This window comes from Nocardioides cynanchi (assembly GCF_008761635.1).
Classification (GTDB): Bacteria; Actinomycetota; Actinomycetes; order Propionibacteriales; family Nocardioidaceae; genus Nocardioides; species Nocardioides cynanchi.
On record NZ_CP044344.1, the window covers coordinates 3,462,949 to 3,479,480 of the forward strand.

Annotated in this window: 14 protein-coding genes; 8 read left to right on the top strand and 6 right to left on the bottom strand. The window is 71.2% G+C overall.

Annotated features, from left to right (window positions below):
• Positions 1–99 precede the first annotated feature (99 nt).
• Together E3N83_RS16770 and cysC are read right to left on the bottom strand one after the other, a co-directional pair.
• Positions 100–1,158 (bottom strand): sulfite exporter TauE/SafE family protein, encoded by a 1,059-nt coding sequence (locus tag E3N83_RS16770; RefSeq protein ID WP_151084290.1) that lies wholly within the window; start codon positions 1,156–1,158, stop codon positions 100–102.
• A gap of 54 nt (positions 1,159–1,212) precedes the next feature.
• A complete protein-coding gene (gene cysC, locus E3N83_RS16775; protein ID WP_151085395.1) occupies positions 1,213–3,039 on the bottom strand; it encodes an adenylyl-sulfate kinase in 1,827 nt (608 codons plus the stop codon).
• Positions 3,040–3,138: 99 nt separating this feature from the next.
• Here cysC and E3N83_RS16780 point away from each other — a divergent pair, with 99 nt between their 5' ends.
• The 5 genes from E3N83_RS16780 to E3N83_RS16800 all read left to right on the top strand — a co-directional run bounded on the left by E3N83_RS16780 (position 3,139) and on the right by E3N83_RS16800 (position 8,723).
• Complete coding sequence (locus E3N83_RS16780; protein ID WP_151084291.1) at positions 3,139–4,119, top strand: asparaginase; 981 nt, start codon at positions 3,139–3,141, stop codon at positions 4,117–4,119.
• A gap of 117 nt (positions 4,120–4,236) precedes the next feature.
• On the top strand, positions 4,237–4,608 hold the full coding sequence (locus E3N83_RS16785; protein WP_151084292.1) for a helix-turn-helix domain-containing protein: 372 nt from the start codon (positions 4,237–4,239) through the stop codon (positions 4,606–4,608).
• 47 nt (positions 4,609–4,655) lie between these two features.
• The gene (locus E3N83_RS16790) at positions 4,656–5,267 is read left to right on the top strand and encodes a hypothetical protein (protein ID WP_151084293.1); all 612 of its coding nucleotides are present in this window, start codon (positions 4,656–4,658) and stop codon (positions 5,265–5,267) included.
• Positions 5,268–5,472: 205 nt separating this feature from the next.
• Positions 5,473–6,714, top strand: coding sequence for a hypothetical protein (locus E3N83_RS16795; protein WP_191907846.1), 1,242 nt, complete (start codon positions 5,473–5,475; stop codon positions 6,712–6,714).
• A 107-nt stretch (positions 6,715–6,821) separates the two neighbouring features.
• On the top strand, positions 6,822–8,723 hold the full coding sequence (locus E3N83_RS16800; RefSeq protein ID WP_238342951.1) for a nucleoside-diphosphate sugar epimerase/dehydratase: 1,902 nt from the start codon (positions 6,822–6,824) through the stop codon (positions 8,721–8,723).
• Between the two features lie 36 nt (positions 8,724–8,759).
• Here the strand turns inward: E3N83_RS16800 and E3N83_RS16805 are convergent, their stop codons facing one another.
• A complete protein-coding gene (locus E3N83_RS16805; RefSeq protein WP_151084296.1) occupies positions 8,760–10,145 on the bottom strand; it encodes a sugar nucleotide-binding protein in 1,386 nt (461 codons plus the stop codon).
• Entirely contained in the window at positions 10,145–11,143 is a 999-nt protein-coding gene (gene rfbB / locus E3N83_RS16810) for a dTDP-glucose 4,6-dehydratase (RefSeq protein WP_151084297.1), read from the bottom strand. The genes E3N83_RS16805 and rfbB overlap by 1 nt, the downstream gene beginning before the upstream one ends.
• Before the next feature lie 40 nt (positions 11,144–11,183).
• Between rfbB and rfbA the strand changes: the two genes are divergently transcribed.
• Positions 11,184–12,059 (top strand): glucose-1-phosphate thymidylyltransferase RfbA, encoded by an 876-nt coding sequence (gene rfbA, locus E3N83_RS16815; protein WP_151084298.1) that lies wholly within the window; start codon positions 11,184–11,186, stop codon positions 12,057–12,059.
• On the opposite strand, the gene E3N83_RS16820 is transcribed toward rfbA, so the two are convergent.
• Complete coding sequence (locus E3N83_RS16820; protein WP_151084299.1) at positions 12,053–13,546, bottom strand: sugar transferase; 1,494 nt, start codon at positions 13,544–13,546, stop codon at positions 12,053–12,055. The two genes, rfbA and E3N83_RS16820, sit on opposite strands and share 7 nt — an antisense overlap.
• A 135-nt stretch (positions 13,547–13,681) precedes the next feature.
• Positions 13,682–14,662: a GDP-mannose 4,6-dehydratase gene (locus E3N83_RS16825; RefSeq protein WP_151084300.1), complete on the bottom strand. Its 981-nt coding sequence runs from the start codon at positions 14,660–14,662 to the stop codon at positions 13,682–13,684.
• Positions 14,663–14,724: 62 nt separating this feature from the next.
• On the opposite strand from E3N83_RS16825, the gene galE reads away from it, so the two are divergent.
• Both galE and E3N83_RS16835 read left to right on the top strand, forming a co-directional pair.
• Positions 14,725–15,729, top strand: coding sequence for a UDP-glucose 4-epimerase GalE (gene galE, locus E3N83_RS16830; RefSeq protein WP_151084301.1), 1,005 nt, complete (start codon positions 14,725–14,727; stop codon positions 15,727–15,729).
• Positions 15,726–16,532 carry an N-acetylmuramoyl-L-alanine amidase gene (locus E3N83_RS16835; RefSeq protein WP_151084302.1) on the top strand — a complete coding sequence of 269 codons (807 nt, stop codon included), beginning with the start codon at positions 15,726–15,728 and terminating at the stop codon, positions 16,530–16,532. The genes galE and E3N83_RS16835 overlap by 4 nt, the downstream gene beginning before the upstream one ends.

Genomic DNA, 16,532 nt, shown 5'->3' on the forward strand with positions numbered 1-16,532 from the left:
GTGGGTAAGACACCTAACTCTACAGTTTGACCCGAGTTAGTTGCAAACCCCCGCGCCATGGGCACGACGATCGTCTCCCGGAGTCCTCGGCCCGGCCCCCTAGTGGGCCGGTGCGTCGCCGCCGTCGACCGCCGGCGTGCCGGCGGTCTGGACGCCCGGCGCTGTGGCTGGGCTCGGGGCGCCCTGCTGGCCCTCGAGCTGGGCCACGGTCGGTGCGCCGAACATCGGCAGGCCCTCGGTCCGCCGGATCACACCCCAGACCAGCGGGACGAGCACGAGCATCGCCACGCCCACCCCGGCCACGACCATCGTGTGTGTGTCGTCCTTGCCCGCGCCCAGCGGAGCCCAGCCGGACTTGTCGAGCAGGGCCACCCCCGACATCGTCAGCACCACGACGATGCCGCGCCGGATGAAGGACTGCGGGACGCGTGGCGCCAGGCGCGCCCCCAGCACGGTGCCGGGCGTGGACCCGACCACCAGCGGGATCAGGATGTGCCAGTCGAGCCCGTTGATGATGATGTTGGAGAGCGCGGCGGCCAGGACGAGCGGAACGGCCTGCACCAGGTCGGTGCCGACCAGCCGGATCGGCGAGAGCCCGGGGTAGAGCATCAGCAGCGCGATCATGATCACCGACCCGGCGCCGACACTCGTGATCCCGACCAGCAGTCCGCCGAGGGCGCCGACCCCGAGCGTGACCAGCGGTCGGATCCGAGGGTCGGGGTCCGCGCGCGGGCGGTCGGCGCGGTTGCGCCGGAGGTTCACGTAGAGCCGGAGGGCGTATGTCGTGGCTGCGAACAGCAGAGCGAAGCCGATGCACTCCATGAGCAGGCGCTCGACCGAGGCGGGGCTCCCGCCCGCGACTCGATGGACGATCCAGGGCCCGAGCAGGGCCATCGGCACCGAACCGATGATGAGCCACTTGGCGAGCGTCATGTTGGGTGATCCCTGACGCGCGTGGGTCACCGCGCCGGCACTCCTCGACACGGCGGCCGCCGTCAGGTCCGCGGTGACCACGGCGGAGGCGTTGCCGACGCCGAGGAAGATCAGGGCAGGCGTCATCAGGGCACCGCCCCCCATCCCGGTCAGGCCGACGACGATGCCGACCAGGAAGCCGGCGCCGATGATGGAGAAGAAGTCGGAGGTGAGCCAGTCACCCATGGGTGTGGTCCTTCCTCGGACGGTCGGGAGCGACGCGTGGACGGGTCTGTGCGGTCAGCTCGTCCGGTCGGTCGGTGCAGGTCTCCGCAGCCGGTCGACGGCCACCTCGAGCAGTGCCTCCATGGTGACGGCGGCCCGCCGGGCAGCCTCGGGGCCACGCCGGTAGGGGTCGTCGATGTCGTGGGCCGGCGAGGCGGCGACCCGCCGGTTCGCAAGAGCCTCGATCAGCTCGCGGCCGCGCAGCGACGGGTCGGCCGCCTGGGCGCTGGCCACGAACTGCCCGAGCGTGAAGATCTTCCGGAACGCCGCCGGACGGTCCTCCAGCAGCCGGGTCCGATGGCTCGCCTCGGCGGTGAGCACCAGGTCGGCGGCGTCGACCAGCTCACCGGTCGCGGCTCGGCTGCGGAAGGCCTCCACGTCGGTGCCGTGCCGGGCGAACTCCGCGGCCATGGTGTCGCTGACCGGTGACGCGTCGAACCCGTGGGTCCCGGCGCTGCTCACCTCCACCCCCGAGTCGGGCCCGAGCAGCTGACGGGCGCGGAGCTCGAGGTACGGCGAGCGGCAGATGTTCGCCGTACACACGAAGAGGACGCGGAGCGGGTCTTGGTCTCGACTCCGCTCGACCACCGAGGCTGCCGGCTCGACCACCGGGTCGTGGTCTCGACTCCGCTCGACCACCGAGGTTGCCGGCTCGACCACCGGGCCGCCCGGGCCGGCCACGCGGCCGGCCGCCACCAGGGCATCGAGCACCTCGTCGCGGCAGTCCTCGATGGAGCGGCCCGTGGTGTCGATGCGCAGGTCGGCGTCGTCGGGCGGCTCGTAAGGGGAGGAGATCCCGGTGAAGTCGGGGATCTCGCCGCGCCGGGCCTTGGCGTACATGCCCTTGCGGTCGCGGCGCTCGCACTCCTCGAGCGGCGTCGCGACGTGGACCAGGAAGAAAGCCCCTCCGGCGGCCTCCGTCATCGCTCGCACGTCCTGCCGGGTCCGGTCGAACGGCGCGATCGGGCTGCACACCGCGACCCCGCCGTGCCGGGAGATCTCCGCCGCCACCCAGCCGATCCGGCGGATGTTGGTCTCACGATCGGCCCGGCTGAAGGTCAGCCCGGCCGAGAGGTTGCGGCGGACGACGTCGCCGTCCAGGGAGGTGATGCTGCGCTCTCCCTGCTCGAGCAGGGAGTCGATGACCGCCTGGGCGACGGTCGACTTGCCGCTGCCGGAGAGGCCGGTGAAGAACAGGACGAGACCCTGGCGGTCCGGGCCCGGCTGGTCGCCCTCGACGATCGCCGCGATGTCTTCGGGGTAGTCGCCGTCGGTGTCGCCCAGGGCGAGCACCGGGTCGGGTCCGGCGTAGGCGGCCACGACGTGGATCCCGAGCTCGTGGTCGACCGACGGGTCGCCGTGTGAGGCGAGGGGTACGGCGACCACCGCGGCGTCCGGCAGGTGCCCGGCGGCCGCCAGCGACGCCCGGAGCAGCGCCACGGTCGAGAGCTCCGGGGTGCCCGGTCCGGTCAGCGCGAGCAGCACGACCGGCGTGCCGACCTCGCGGAGCCGGTCGATCTCGTCGGTGGTGAGCGCGTCGACGACCGGGACGAAGGTGGACCCGGCGTACTGCTCGCGCACGTGGGCCGGGCTCAGGTGGAGCCGGCGGAACGGTCCGTGCTGGGCGTGGGTGAGCGGCTCGACCGTGCCGTCCGCCGAGAGCCGGGCCAATGGCAGCCCTTCGGGGTCGACCAGCTCGACCTCCTGCCCGCGCAGCTCCTCGGGGAGCTCGAGGGTGATCGGCGAACCCGGCTCGTTGAAGCCGCTGACCGGAGTGAACGCCCCGCCGGTGAGCAGCTCGAGGTCGGCCAGCTCCCGGGGGCTCGGGCAGTGTTGGGGCATCGGCACGGGACCATCCTGCCAGCGCCGTTACCCTGACCGGGTGCCAGCCGATCCGCGCCTCCACCGCTCCGACCGCACGCCCCGTTCGGCGAGCCCGCGGTGAGTGCCGTGGTCCCGGTCGCGGAGATCGTCCGGAGCGGCTTCGTCGAGGGCCATCACTACGGCTCCGTGGTCGCCCTGGAGCCCGACGGCTCGGTCGCCTGGGCGGTCGGCGACGTCGCGAGCCCGATCCTGCCCCGCTCCTGCAACAAGCCGGTCCAGGCCCTCGGCATGCTCCGGGCCGGGCTCGACCTGCCGCCGGACCTGCTCGCCCTCGCCTGCGCCTCGCACTCGGGGGAGCCCTTCCACATCGAGGGCGTACGCCGGATCCTGACGGCCGCCGGACTCTCCGAGGCCGATCTGCGGACGCCGCCGGACTACCCCCTCGACGACGAGGCCCGTGACCGGCTGATCCGCGACGGGGGCTCGAGGGCGCCGGTCCTGATGAACTGCTCCGGCAAGCACGCCGCGATGCTGGCGACCTGCGTGGCCAACGGCTGGCCGACCGCGACCTACCTCGACGCCGACCATCCGCTGCAGCAGGCATTGGCGGCGACCTTCGGCGAGCTCACCGGTGAGCGGGTCGCGGTGACCGCCGTGGACGGCTGCGGTGCGCCCCTGTTCTCGGCGTCCCTGACCGGCCTGGCCCGCGCCTTCCGGGCCCTCGCCCTCGGGGTCGACGGGAGCGGAGCGCCGGACCCCGCGAGTGCCCGGATCGCCGACGCCATCCGTAGCCACCCCGCCTACGTGTCGGGGACCAACCGCGACGAACGAGCCCTGTTGACGGCCATCCCCGGCGCGATCGGCAAGGCCGGCGCCGAGTGCTGCTACGTCGTCGCCCTCGGCGACGGTCGTGCGTTCGCCCTCAAGGCCGACGACGGCGCCGCCAGGGTCCGGCCGGTGCTGATGGCCGAAGCGCTGCGTCGTACCCCCGGGCTGCTCGACGACCCGGCCGTCGACGCCGAGGCGGTACGCCGGACCGGGGTGCTCACGCTGCTAGGCGGCGGTGTCCCGGTGGGCGAGATCCGCGCCTGCTACTAGCTGCTAGCAAGCAGCCCGTGACAATTGCCTATGTTTTGTTGGGCTTTCAGGCGAGGTGTGAGTGCTCTCACCTCGCCAGGAGTTGAGTTTGCTAACTGCTGCTAGCAAAATGGAGCTGTGGCAAAGAACAAGGTGGGCAAGACCGTCGAGAGTCTCGGCGACTACTTGCGCGAGCAGCGGGTCTCGGCCCGGCTCACCCTCCGTCAGCTCGCCGAGCAGACGGGTGTTTCGAACCCCTATCTGAGCCAGATCGAGCGCGGTCTGCGCCGCCCGTCGGCCGAGGTGCTCCAGCAGCTGGCCAAGGCGCTGCGGATCTCGGCCGAGCAGCTCTACCTCCGGGCCGGCATCGTCAGCCCGGACGACGGCATCGGCGGCTCGGTCGAGCTGGCGGTCCTCGGGGACTCCTCCCTGACCGAGCGGCAGAAGCAGACCCTGCTCGATGTGTACGCGTCCTTCCTCGCGTTGAACGCGGGTCAGGACGCCACCTGAACGACCCGGCGTCCGCCGGACCATCCCACCACCAGAAGGAGCCGATCATGGCGAAGACCAAGTTCGACATCACCAACCAGATCCCCGAGGCCGCCACGCGTCCGCTGTACGCCGGCGTCGGCGTGACCGACCGCGTCGTGGAGGCCGTCCGCGACTACGTGGCCGACATGCAGAAGCGGGTCACCGTGGTGCAGAAGTCGGTCGCCGACTTCCAGGTCGAGAGCCTGACCAAGAACCTCGGCAAGGACGCCCAGGCCCGTCGCACCCAGATCGAGAAGCGCGTCGCGGAGCTCCAGGCCGAGGCGCTGGCCCTCCCGACCCGGCTCCAGAAGCTGGTCGACGAGCAGGTCGCCACCGCCGGTGACACCTACGCCGAGCTGGTCAAGCGCGGCGAGACCCTCGTGGGTCGGATCCGTCGTCAGCAGTCCACCCAGGCGACCGTGTCGTCGGCGAAGACCACCTCCGCCAAGGCGAAGACGACCAAGACGCAGGCCGCCAAGACCGCCGCGACCGCCAAGAAGTCGGCGAGCCGGACCACGGCCAAGGCCAAGAAGAGCCCGGCCCGCAGCAGCGCGAAGGCCACCCGCACCTCGGCGACGACCACCGCGTCGAATGCCGCCAAGGCCGTCGGTGACGCCGCCGCGAAGGTCGGCGACTGACCGCAGATCGCCCGAGCGACGCCCGGGCCCCGGGGGCCATGAGTCCTCGGGGCCCGGGCTGCTCGCGTGGTCAGCGTTTCCTCCGTCGGCACCCCGGTCAGGTAACGTTTCTCACCGCTAGTGTCGACGACTCGGGATGCGGGGAACTGTGAACCACAACGGACCGACCACGTGCCGTCGGACCCTCAGGCTCGGTGTCGCCGCCATGGCGGCGGCCCTGGTCCTGGCGGTCCAGGCGTGCGGCCCGGCGACGGCCCACGGGCCGGCGGCCGATTCCGTGCAGGCCGGTGCCGCACCCGCGAAGGCGGCAGCGACCACGTCCCGCTTCTTCGGGATGCACGCGCCGCAGCTCGCCACCGCCTTCCCTCGGGCCCGGGTGGGCGCGGTGAACCTGACCACCAACGGCGTCTACTGGCCCGACCTCGAGACCTCGCCGGGCGTGTGGGACTTCAGCCACCTCGACGCCCTCGTCAGCCGGGCCCACCGCAACGGCGCCCAGCCGCTCCTCGTGCTGGGGCAGACCCCCGCCTTCTACTCCGCCTCGCCGAGCAGCCCGCAGGTCTGGGCCACGGTCCCGGACCTGGCCGCCTGGAAGAGCTACGTGCAGAAGGTCGTCGACCGGTACGGCACCCGGATCGACTACGAGATCTGGCCCGAGGCCAACATCGTCTCGAACTGGGCCGGCACCCCCCACGAGCTGGCGGTACGGGTGGCCGCGGCCGCGCGGATCATCCACCAGACGGCTCGCCACGCCACGGTGGTGTCTCCGGCCATGGTGCTCCGGCTCTCCTACGAGCGGCACTGGATGGACCAGTTCTTCGCCCAGAAGGTCGGCGGCACGCGGATCGGCGCCTCCTTCGACGCGATCGGCCTCGACCCCTACCCGAAGGCGACCGGCTCCCCCGAGGACTCGATGACCCTGATCGGCAAGGCGCGCCGGATCCTGGCCTCGCACAAGGTGACCGCGCCGCTGTGGAACGTCGAGATCAACTACGGCGTGGTGGGCGGCAACCAGCCGATCACGGGGCACTCACCGGACCGCAAGCAGGCGTCGTACGTCGTCCGGACCTACGTGCTGAACGCCGCCGCCCGGATCCAGCGCGTCTACTGGCTGGGCTGGGACCGGTTCTCCTCGCTGGACATCCAGATGGTCCAGTCCGACGGGGTGACTCCCAGTGCAGCCGGCCGGGCGTACTCCCGGGTCCAGAAGTGGCTGACCGGCCAGAAGGCGAAGGGCTGCCAGCAGGCCCGCCACTCCCACGTCTACACCTGCACGCAGGTTCGCAACGGTCGCACGAGCTGGATCTACTGGGTCCCGTCGGGCAGGACTTCCGTCCCTGCCCCGGCCGGAGCCCGACACGTACAGTCGATGACCGGAGTGGTGTCGGGTACGCATCGTGGGAAGCGGATCAAGGTGACCAGCTCGCCGGTGTGGGTCTACCACTGAACCTTTCTACCCGGTGACGCATCCGACAGGACGCACCACATCCGGTTCGACGAGCACCGATCCGGTGCCGGCGTGTGACGGAATCGATGTCACAGACGCTGTAGTAATTGAGTGAGGAGCTGTTCTCGGCAATGGATCTGATCAAGGCTCTGCGGCGTTTCCGCCTGGTGCTGAAGGCGGGTTACGACGCGCTGGCCTGGGCTGCGGCCACGGCTGTCGCGACGCTCCTGCGCTACACAGATCCCTCGGTGGCGCCCTGGCGCCACGCAGCCGTGATGGCGGCCGCCCTGGCGATCGTCTACTTCGCCCTGGCGCTGGTGGTGCGGACCATCTCGGGACGCGCTCCCACCGCCAGCCTCGAGGAGATGCTGCTGATCACCGCCCTGGCACTGATGTCGGGGCTCGTGGTCTTCTTCGGCAACCTGGGGCACGTCTACGTTGCCCGCTCGGTCCCGATCGGGGCGACCCTGTGCTTCCTGGTGGCAGCCGGGCTCGGGCGAGGCGTGTGGCGCTCCCTCGTGGTGCGCCCGCCCGCGAGCGGCTCGCCCACGTCGTCCCGAGTGTTGGTGGTCGGGGCCGGCGACGCCGGTCGTGACCTGGTCGGCTCGATGCTGCGTGAGGCCGGGAGCGAGTGGCACCCGGTCGGTTTCGTGGACGACGACCGGGCCAAGCGTCACCTTCGCGTCCGCGGCGTCCCGGTGCTCGGCGAGATCGCGCGGCTCTCCGAGCTGATCGAGCGGTTCCGGGCCGAGGTCGTGGTGGTGGCCATCCCGAGCGCCTCGTCGGCCCTGATCTCGCGGATCGCGGACTCCTGCCGCTCGGCCGGGGTGCCGGTCAAGGTGCTCCCGTCGGCGGTCGAGCTGCTGCGCGACGACGTCGGCATCCGTGACATCCGCGACATCAACCTGAGCGACTTCCTCGGGCGCAAGCAGGTCGACACCGACGTGGCGTCGATCGCGGGCTACATCACCCGCCGGCGGGTGCTCGTCACCGGCGCGGGCGGCTCGATCGGTTCCGAGCTCTGCCGGCAGATCGCGGCGTTCGGGCCGTCGGAGCTGATCATGCTCGACCGCGACGAGTCGGCGCTCCACGCGGTGCAGCTGTCCCTGACCGGACGGGCGATGCTGGACGGTCGCGACGTCGTGCTCTGCGACATCCGTGACGCCCGCGCGGTGCGCGAGATCTTCATGACCCGGCGCCCCGAGGTGGTCTTCCACGCCGCGGCGCTCAAGCATCTGCCGATGCTCGAGCAGTACCCCGGAGAGGCGCTGAAGACCAACGTCGTCGGCACCGAGAACGTGCTCGCCGCCGCGGCCATGGCCGACGTGTCCCGGCTCGTGAACATCTCCACCGACAAGGCAGCCAACCCGATCAGCGTGCTCGGCTACTCCAAGCGGCTCGCGGAGCGGATCACGGCCGCCTATGCCGGTACGGCGAACCGCAGCTACCTCTCGGTCCGCTTCGGAAACGTGCTCGGCAGCCGGGGCTCGGTGCTGACGACGTTCGCCGAGCAGATCGCGAACGGCGGCCCGATCACTGTGACCGACCCCGACGTGACCCGCTACTTCATGACCATCGAGGAGGCCTGCCAGCTGGTGGTGCAGGCCGGAGCGATCGGCCGACCCGGTGAGGCCCTGGTGCTCGACATGGGCAAGCCGGTGAAGATCCTCGACGTGGTCAACCGGCTGATCGCCCTGCACCACCGACGGGTGCGCATCGAGTACACCGGCCTGCGGCACGGCGAGAAGCTGCACGAGGACCTGTTCGGCGACCTCGAGCCTCGCGACGTCCGGCCGTGGCACGCGCTAATCTCCCACGTCCCGGTCGACGCGATCGATCTCGACCTGGTGGGCGCACTGAGCGGCAGCGGCCGCCGCGGCGACGTGATCGACGCGATGGCGCGGGCCTCCGCCGACGGTTGCCGGTCAGGCTCGTCGGACCCCTTCGCCGAGCTCGACGACACGGTCGGGCTGGAGCCGGCCGTCGGACATCGGCGCCATCAGGGCTGAGCTGCCGGGGGTGACGACGGCCCCTCCGGTGGTCGGTCAGGCCAGCGAGGCCGCGTAGGACCGGAGCGCCGTCCGCGCGTCGGAGGGCTCGAAGCCGGTCGCCTCGATCCGACGCGTCGACAGGAGACTGCTGGCCGGCCGGAGCGCGACCGGTCGCCCCGCGGCGTACTCCTCGGTGCTGATCTCCCGCACGTCTCGTGGATCGCGCCCGCGGCTCCGGAACACCTCGCGCGCCACCTCGGCCCACGACATCGGCGGGCCACCGTTGCTGACGTGGTAGGTGCCGTACGGCGCCTGCCGGCCGAGCAGGTGACGGGTCGCTCGGGCGATCTCGTCGGCGAAGCTCAGCCGGCCTGTCTGGTCGGCGACCACCGAGGGCGAGACCCCCGCGTCGGCGAGGCGGGCCATGGTCCGCACGAAGTTGGCTCCTTCGCCGACCACCCACGACGTCCGGATCAGGTAGTGGCGGGGGGCAACGGCGACGGCGAGGTCACCGGCCGCCTTCGACTGGCCGTAGACGCCGAGTGGTGAGAGTGGCTCGTCCTCGTCGTGCTCGGGACGGGTGCCGTCGAAGACGTAGTCGCTGGAGTAGTGGACCAGCGTGAACCCGTGCCGGGCCGACAGGCGGGCCAGGGCAGCAGGTGCGCCCGCGTTGACCGCCCAGGCCGACCGCCGGCCGTCGGGCGACTCGGCACGGTCGACGGCGGTGTACGCCGCGGCGTTGAGCACCAGGTCGTGCTGCCCCCAGGACCACGCCTCGAGCCCGTCAGGGTCGCTCACGTCGAGCTCGGCCCTGGACACCCCCCGGGCCCCGGGGAGCGCCTCGAGCAGGGCGCGGCCCAGCTGCCCGTCGGCGCCCAGGACGAGGGGCGCCGGCCGCGGCACCGGCGAGATCTCGGTCAGCGGCGGTGCCGACCGGTCGCGGTCGGACAGCGTCTGCTCGGCCCGGGGGACCGGCCAGGCGATCGCCAGCGCCGGGTCCGCGAGGTCCACCGCGAGGTAGTCCGGGCCCGGGCGCCAGTGGTCGTTGACCAGGTAGGTGTAGGTCGTGGCGTCCTCGAGCGTCTGGTAGCCGTTGCCCACCCCGCGCGGCACGAAGACCGCCGTGCCCGGCTCGAGGTCGACGGTGTGGGTGGTGCCGAACGTGTCGCCGTCACGCAGGTCCACCCAGGCGCCGTACGCGCGTCCGGTGACGACGGTGACCAGCTTGTCCCACGGCTCGGCGTGCAGGCCCCGCGTCGTGCCGCGGGTCGCGTTGAAGGCGACGTTGGCCTGCACGGGACCGAAGTCCGGGAGCCCGAGCGCGGTCATCTTGGCCCGCTGCCAGGACTCGACGAACCAGCCGCGGTCGTCCCGGCGCAGGTCGAGCCGCAGCACGAGCAGCCCGGGGATCGCGGTCTGCTCCAGGACGGGTCCGGCCATCACTGACCCTTCGCGGCGTACGCCGCCTCGGTCGCCCGCTTGTGCGGCGCCCACCACTGCCGGTGCGAGCGGTACCAGTCGACCGTGTCGGAGAGCCCGGCCTCGAAGTCGGAGAAGCGCGGCTGCCAGCCGAGCTCGAGACGCAGCTTGCCGGACTCGATGGCGTAGCGGACATCGTGCCCGGCCCGGTCGTTGACCAGCTCGAAGTCGTCCTCGGGGCGTCCCATCAGGCGCAGGAGCAGGCGGACGACGTCGCGGTTGCTGCGCTCGCCGTCGGCGCCGACCAGGTAGGTCTCACCGATCCGGCCGCGCTCGAGGATGGCGACCAGGGCCGAGCTGTGGTCGTCGGCGTGGATCCAGTCGCGGACCTGGCGGCCGTCGCCGTACAACCGCGGGCGCCGCCCTTCGAGCACCTCGGTGATCTGGCGCGGGATGAACTTCTCGACGTGCTGCCAGTGCCCGTAGTTGTTGGAGCAGTTGGAGATCGTCGCCCGCAGGCCGAAGCTGCGCACCCACGCCCGGACCAGGTGGTCGGAGCCGGCCTTGGTCGCGGAGTAGGGGCTGCTCGGTCGGTACGGCGTGTCCTCGGTGAAGCGCTTCGGGTCGTCGAGCGCGAGGTCGCCGTACACCTCGTCCGTGGACACGTGGTGGAGCCGGACGTCGTGCTTGCGCACCGCCTGGAGCAGGGTGAAGGTGCCGACCACGTTGGTCATCACGAACGGCGTGGGGTCGTCCAGGGAGCTGTCGTTGTGGGTCTCGGCGGCCAGGTGGACCACGGTGTCGTGCGCGGCCACGAGCGGGTCGACCAGCCCGGCATCGGCGACGTCGCCGATGACCAGGTCGATCCGGTCGGGCGGCAGGTCGGCGAGAGCCTCACGGCTGGCCGCGTAGGTCAGCTTGTCGAGGACGGTCACCCGCGCATCCGTGTGCTCGATCACGTGCCGGACGAAGTTGGCGCCGATGAAGCCGGCGCCGCCGGTGACGAGCAAGCGGTCCATGGGCCGATCCTAGGCCAGCGGCTTCCCTAGGATGACCGGCATGCGCGGCATCATCCTGGCCGGCGGGACCGGCTCCCGTCTCCACCCGATCACCCAGGCCGTGAGCAAGCAGCTGGTGCCGGTCTACGACAAGCCGATGATCTACTACCCGCTCTCGACCCTGATGCTCGCCGGGATCCGCGAGGTCCTGGTGATCACCACGCCCCACGAGTCAGAGTCGTTCCGTCGGCTGCTCGGTGACGGCTCGCCGTACGGCATCGAGATCAGCTACGCCGTTCAACCGTCGCCGGACGGCCTCGCCCAGGCCTTCCTGATCGGTGCCGACCACATCGCCGGCGAGCCGGTCGCGCTCGCGCTCGGCGACAACATCTTCTACGGGCCGGGCCTCGGCTCGAAGCTGCGGCGTTTCTCCGACATCGACGGTGCGGCGATCTTCGGCTACCGCGTGGCCGACCCGTCGGCGTACGGCGTGGTGACCTTCGGCGCCGACGGCCGGGCCACCTCGCTGGAGGAGAAGCCCGCTCGACCGCGCAGCCGGTACGCCGTACCGGGGCTGTACTTCTACGGCGGCGACGTCGTCGACGAGGCCCGCACATTGCGGCCCTCGGCGCGCGGCGAGCTCGAGATCACCGACCTGAACCGGCGCTACCTCGAGGCGGGTCGACTCCAGGTCGAGGTGATGCAGCGAGGCACGGCCTGGCTGGACACCGGCACGGTCGAGTCGCTGCACGCCGCCGGCAGCTTCGTGCAGGCGATCGAGGAGCGGCAGGGCCTGAAGATCGGCTGCCCCGAGGAGGTCGCCTGGCGGATGGGCTTCCTCGACGACGACGGGCTGCGGGCCCGCGCCGAGGCGCTGAGCACGAGCGGGTACGGCGCGTACCTCGCCGCCCTGCTGGAGGAGGGGCTGGGTCAGTAGGCCCCGCGGGAGTTGAGCACGGCTCCCACGGTGCGGGCCAGGATCATCACGTCCTGGACCATCGACCAGTTGTCGACGTAGTAGAGGTCGAGCCGGATCGCCTCGGACCACGACAGGTCGGAGCGGCCGGAGACCTGCCACAGCCCGGTCATGCCGGGGCGGACCCGCAGCCGACGGGACTGGGTGAGGGTGTAGCGGTCGACCTCGAGGGGCAGCGGCGGGCGCGGGCCGACCAGGCTCATGTCACCGCGCAGGACGTTGATCAGCTGGGGCAGCTCGTCGATGGAGTAGCGCCTGATCCAGTTGCCCGGCTTGGTGACGCGAGGGTCGCTGGCCAGCTTGAAGAGTCCCTCGTGGTAGCCCGCCTGCGCATGCAGGTCGGCCAGGATGTCCTCGGCGTCGACCACCATGCTGCGGAACTTCAGGCAGGTGAAGTAGTCACCGTCGCGGCCGACCCGGGTCTGCCGGAACATGATCGGACCACCGTCGAAGCGCTTGATCTGCCACGCGGTCCACAGCAGCAGCGGCGAGACGACCGCCAGCAGGGTGGCCGAGCCGACGATGTCGAAGGTGCGCTTGGCCCAGCGCAGGGCGTCCTGGGAGCGGGGCCGGTCGATGTGCAGCAGCGGCAGGCCGGCCACGGGGCGGACCCGGATCCGCTCGCTGGAGACCTCGGTGACTCCCGGCGCCATGATCACCTGGACCTCGTCGGGCTCGAGGTCCCAGACCAGGTTGCGCATCGCGCTCGGGTCGCTGAACGCACCACCGACGACGAAGACGACCTCGGCCTCGTAGGCACGCACCAGGGCGGCCGTCTCGTCGACGCTGCCCAGGACGGGTACGCCGCCGGGGGTCTCGTGACCGATCTCGTGGGCCGGAGTCAGCGCGCCGGCGATGTGGTAGCCCAGCCACGGCTCGCGGGCCAGGACCGAGGCCACGGCGTCGACGTGGTCGCTGCTGCCGATGATCACCGTGCGCTGCCCGAGGGCGCCCCGGGACCGGGCCCGGTGCAGCGAGCCGCGCAGGACGAATCGTCCGAGCACCAGCAGCGGCGGCCCGATCAGGAACGCGAAGACGAAGAACCCACGGGAGAGCTCGAGCTTGGTCAGGTAGCAGCCGATGCCGAGCAGGGCGGCCGCGAGGAGACTGGAGTTGACGACGCACTTGTACTCGTCGGCGCCGGCGCCGAAGACCCCCTGGTCGTAGCCCCCCTTGATCGCGATCAGCCCGATCCAGACGATGATCAGGGGCAGCGCGATCAGGGTGACCGACTCGGAGAGCGTCGGCCCGCCGGTCGACTGTGAGAGCGACGGCGACGAGTCGAAGAGCAGGAGCTTGCTACGGCTGTAGGCAGCGAGCAGGACCGTGATGGTCACCAGCGTGACGTCGGCGGCCAGCGCGGTGAGCGGCAGCGCGCGCAGCGCGCGGCTGTGGATGCGGAGCGGATGAACGCTCGACGGCAGAAGTCGATCCGGCGCGATACCCATGTGTGCTGACCTGCGGCTTTCCCCCGTGCAACACGGGACACCCCCTGCGCCCCGCCCGAAAATCGTTGCCAGACGAGTCTATCGGCGCCGCCGTGAGCGGGTGGACGGTTCGCGGAAATCCTTTACCCGACCGGGTCACCAGCCCTGGCGGGTCGCCTCGAGGTCGGAGTCGACCATCATCTCGACCAGCTCGCGGAAGGACACCGTGGGCTTCCAGCCGAGCACCTCGCGGGCCAGGGTGGCGTCACCCACGACGAGGTCGACCTCGGCCGGGCGCATGAACCGCGGGTCCTGGCGGACGTGACGGCGCCAGTCGTCGATGCCCACGTGGGCGAACGCGGCCACGACGAAGTCGCGGACCGAGTGGGTCTCGCCGGTGGCGATCACGTAGTCGCCGCCCTCCGGCTGCTGGAGCATCAGCCACATCGCCTCGACGTAGTCGCCCGCGAAGCCCCAGTCGCGCTGCACGTCGAGGTTGCCCAGGACGATCTCGTCCTGGAGGCCGAGCTTGATCCGGGCCACGCCCTGGCTGATCTTGCGGGTCACGAACTCCGGGCCGCGGCGTGGTGACTCGTGGTTGAAGAGGATCCCCGACGAGGCGTGCATGCCGTAGGACTCGCGGTAGTTGATGGTCATGTAGTGCCCGAAGACCTTGCTGACGCCGTACGGCGATCGCGGCCAGGGCAGCGTCCGCTCGTGCTGCGGGACCTCGGTGACCTTGCCGAACATCTCCGAGCTCGAGGCCTGGTAGAAGCGGATCGCGCTGAGGTCGTCGTCGACGTGCAGTCGGATCGCCTCCAGGACGGTCAGGGTGCCCTTCGCCGTGACGTCGGTGGTCAGGGCGACGTTCTCCCACGAGTAGGCCACGTTGGAGACGGCGCCGAGGTTGTAGACCTCCTGTGGGTCCGAGTCGCGCAGGGCCCGGATCAGGCTGGAGAGGTCGGTCAGGTCGCCGTGGTGGATCCGCACGTCGGGGACCAGGGCCCGGACCAGGTCGAGCTTGGGGTTGTTCTGCCCCCGGATCAGGCCGTGCACGTCGTAGCCCTTGTCGAGAAGGGTCTCGGCCAGATAGAGGCCGTCCTGTCCGGTGATCCCGGTGATGAGTGCGCTGGGTATGCGGTGATTGTGCCAGTTCCACTGCCGCGCGGCTGTCGGAGGTCGGCGGCTACCCTGCTCGCATGAAGATCCTGGTCACCGGCGGTGCCGGCTACCTCGGCTCCACCACCGCCAAGGCGCTCGAGGAGGCCGGTCACGTCCCGGTCGTCCTCGACTCCCTGCTCACCGGTCCGCTGGCTTTCGTCCGGGACCGGATCTTCTACGAGGGTGACATCGCCGACCGGGGGCTGGTGGCCGGGATCGTCGAGGAGCACCCCGACCTCGACGCCACGATCCACATGGCGGCGCGGATCGTCGTACCCGAGTCGGTCGAGAAGCCCTACGAGTACTACCGCGACAACGTCGCGAAGTCGCTGGAGCTCTTCGACGCCCTCGTCGGCCTGGGCAAGCCGAGGATCCTGTTCTCCTCGTCGGCCTCGCTCTACGCGGTCAAGGACGACTTCGAGGTCACCGAGAGCGACCCCGTGGAGCCGGCCTCGCCCTACGCCCGGACCAAGTGGATGATCGAGCACGTGCTGCGTGACATGGCAGCGGCCACCGACCTGCGCGCGATCATCCTGCGCTACTTCAACCCGATCGGTTCCGACCCCGACCTCGAGTCCGGTATCTACGCCAAGGAGCCCTCCCACGTGCTCGGGCAGCTGGTGATGGCCGCCCGCGGCCAGAAGGACTCCTTCACCGTCACCGGCACCGACCTGCCCACGCGCGACGGCACCGGACTGCGCGACTACATCCACGTGTGGGATCTCGCCCAGGCGCACGTGCGCGCCGTCGAGCGCTTCGACGAGGTGATCGAGGCGTCCGGGCAGCCCAGCGTCACGCTCAACGTCGGTCGTGGTGACGGCGTCACCGTGCGGGAGCTGGTCGCCGCCTTCGAGCGGGTCTTCGGCCACGAGGTCCCGATCACCGAGGCGCCGCCGCGACCCGGCGACGCCATCGGTGCCTTCGCCAACGTCGACCGGGCCACCGAGTTCCTGGAGTGGCGCACCGAGCTGAGCATCGACGACGCGATCGCCTCGGCCCTGGCGTGGGCCGACCGACGGCAGGAAGTCCTGGGCTACGAGTGAGGGCTCGAGGTCGCGCAGCCAGGTACGCCGCGGCCGGTCTGGTCGCCGGCGTCGCCGCGACGGTCTCGACGGCCGTCCCGGCCTCGGCCGCCCACGACTACCTCGCGTCGCCGGAGCAGGCGGTGGGCACGTCGCTCCCGCTCCAGGGACGCACGGTGGTGCTCGACCCCGGTCACCAGCTGGGCGCCCACAACTTCCCGGCCGAGATCAACCGGCTGGTGCCGGCCGGTGGCTTCGAGAAGGCCTGCCAGACCACCGGCACCGCCACGGACGCGGGCTACCCCGAGGCGACCTTCACCTGGCAGGTCGCGCGGCTCCTCGAGCACCGGCTCGAGGCGCTGGGCGCGGAGGTCCGGCTGACCCGCCAGGCCAACCGCGAGGACCGCTGGGGCCCGTGCGTGGACCGGCGCGGTCGCGCCGGGAACGCGCGCCCGGCCGACCTCAAGATCAGCATCCACGGCGACGGCTCCTACGTCGCCGGAGCGCACGGCTTCCACGTGATCGCGCCCACCGATCGCAAGCCGTGGACCTCTGACATCTACCGCTCCTCGCGCCGGCTGGCCCTCGACACCCGCTCCGCCCTGCAAGCGAGCGGGCTGCCGGTCGCCAACTACCTCGCCGGCGGCGACGGTCTCGACTTCCGCTCGGACCTGGCCACCCTCAACCTGTCCGACATCCCGACCGTGATGGTCGAGCTGGGCAACATGCGCAACCCCGGCGACGCGACGAGGATGACGTCGCGGGTCGGGCGGGCGTCGTACGCGCGGGGGCTGGCGAAGGCCGTCCGCGCGTTCCTCGGCTGA

What these genes read in the sequence shown, in the direction of transcription:
- cysC (WP_151085395.1), bottom strand. Translation starts at nt 3,039, where the DNA reads ATGCCCCAACACTGCCCGAGCCCCCGGGAGCTGGCCGACCTCGAGCTG.
- E3N83_RS16805 (WP_151084296.1), bottom strand. Translation starts at nt 10,145, where the DNA reads ATGGCCGGACCCGTCCTGGAGCAGACCGCGATCCCCGGGCTGCTCGTG.
- rfbB (WP_151084297.1), bottom strand. Translation starts at nt 11,143, where the DNA reads ATGGACCGCTTGCTCGTCACCGGCGGCGCCGGCTTCATCGGCGCCAAC.
- E3N83_RS16790 (WP_151084293.1), top strand. Translation starts at nt 4,656, where the DNA reads ATGGCGAAGACCAAGTTCGACATCACCAACCAGATCCCCGAGGCCGCC.
- E3N83_RS16770 (WP_151084290.1), bottom strand. Translation starts at nt 1,158, where the DNA reads ATGGGTGACTGGCTCACCTCCGACTTCTTCTCCATCATCGGCGCCGGC.
- E3N83_RS16820 (WP_151084299.1), bottom strand. Translation starts at nt 13,546, where the DNA reads ATGGGTATCGCGCCGGATCGACTTCTGCCGTCGAGCGTTCATCCGCTC.
- E3N83_RS16795 (WP_191907846.1), top strand. Translation starts at nt 5,473, where the DNA reads ATGGCGGCGGCCCTGGTCCTGGCGGTCCAGGCGTGCGGCCCGGCGACG.
- galE (WP_151084301.1), top strand. Translation starts at nt 14,725, where the DNA reads ATGAAGATCCTGGTCACCGGCGGTGCCGGCTACCTCGGCTCCACCACC.
- rfbA (WP_151084298.1), top strand. Translation starts at nt 11,184, where the DNA reads ATGCGCGGCATCATCCTGGCCGGCGGGACCGGCTCCCGTCTCCACCCG.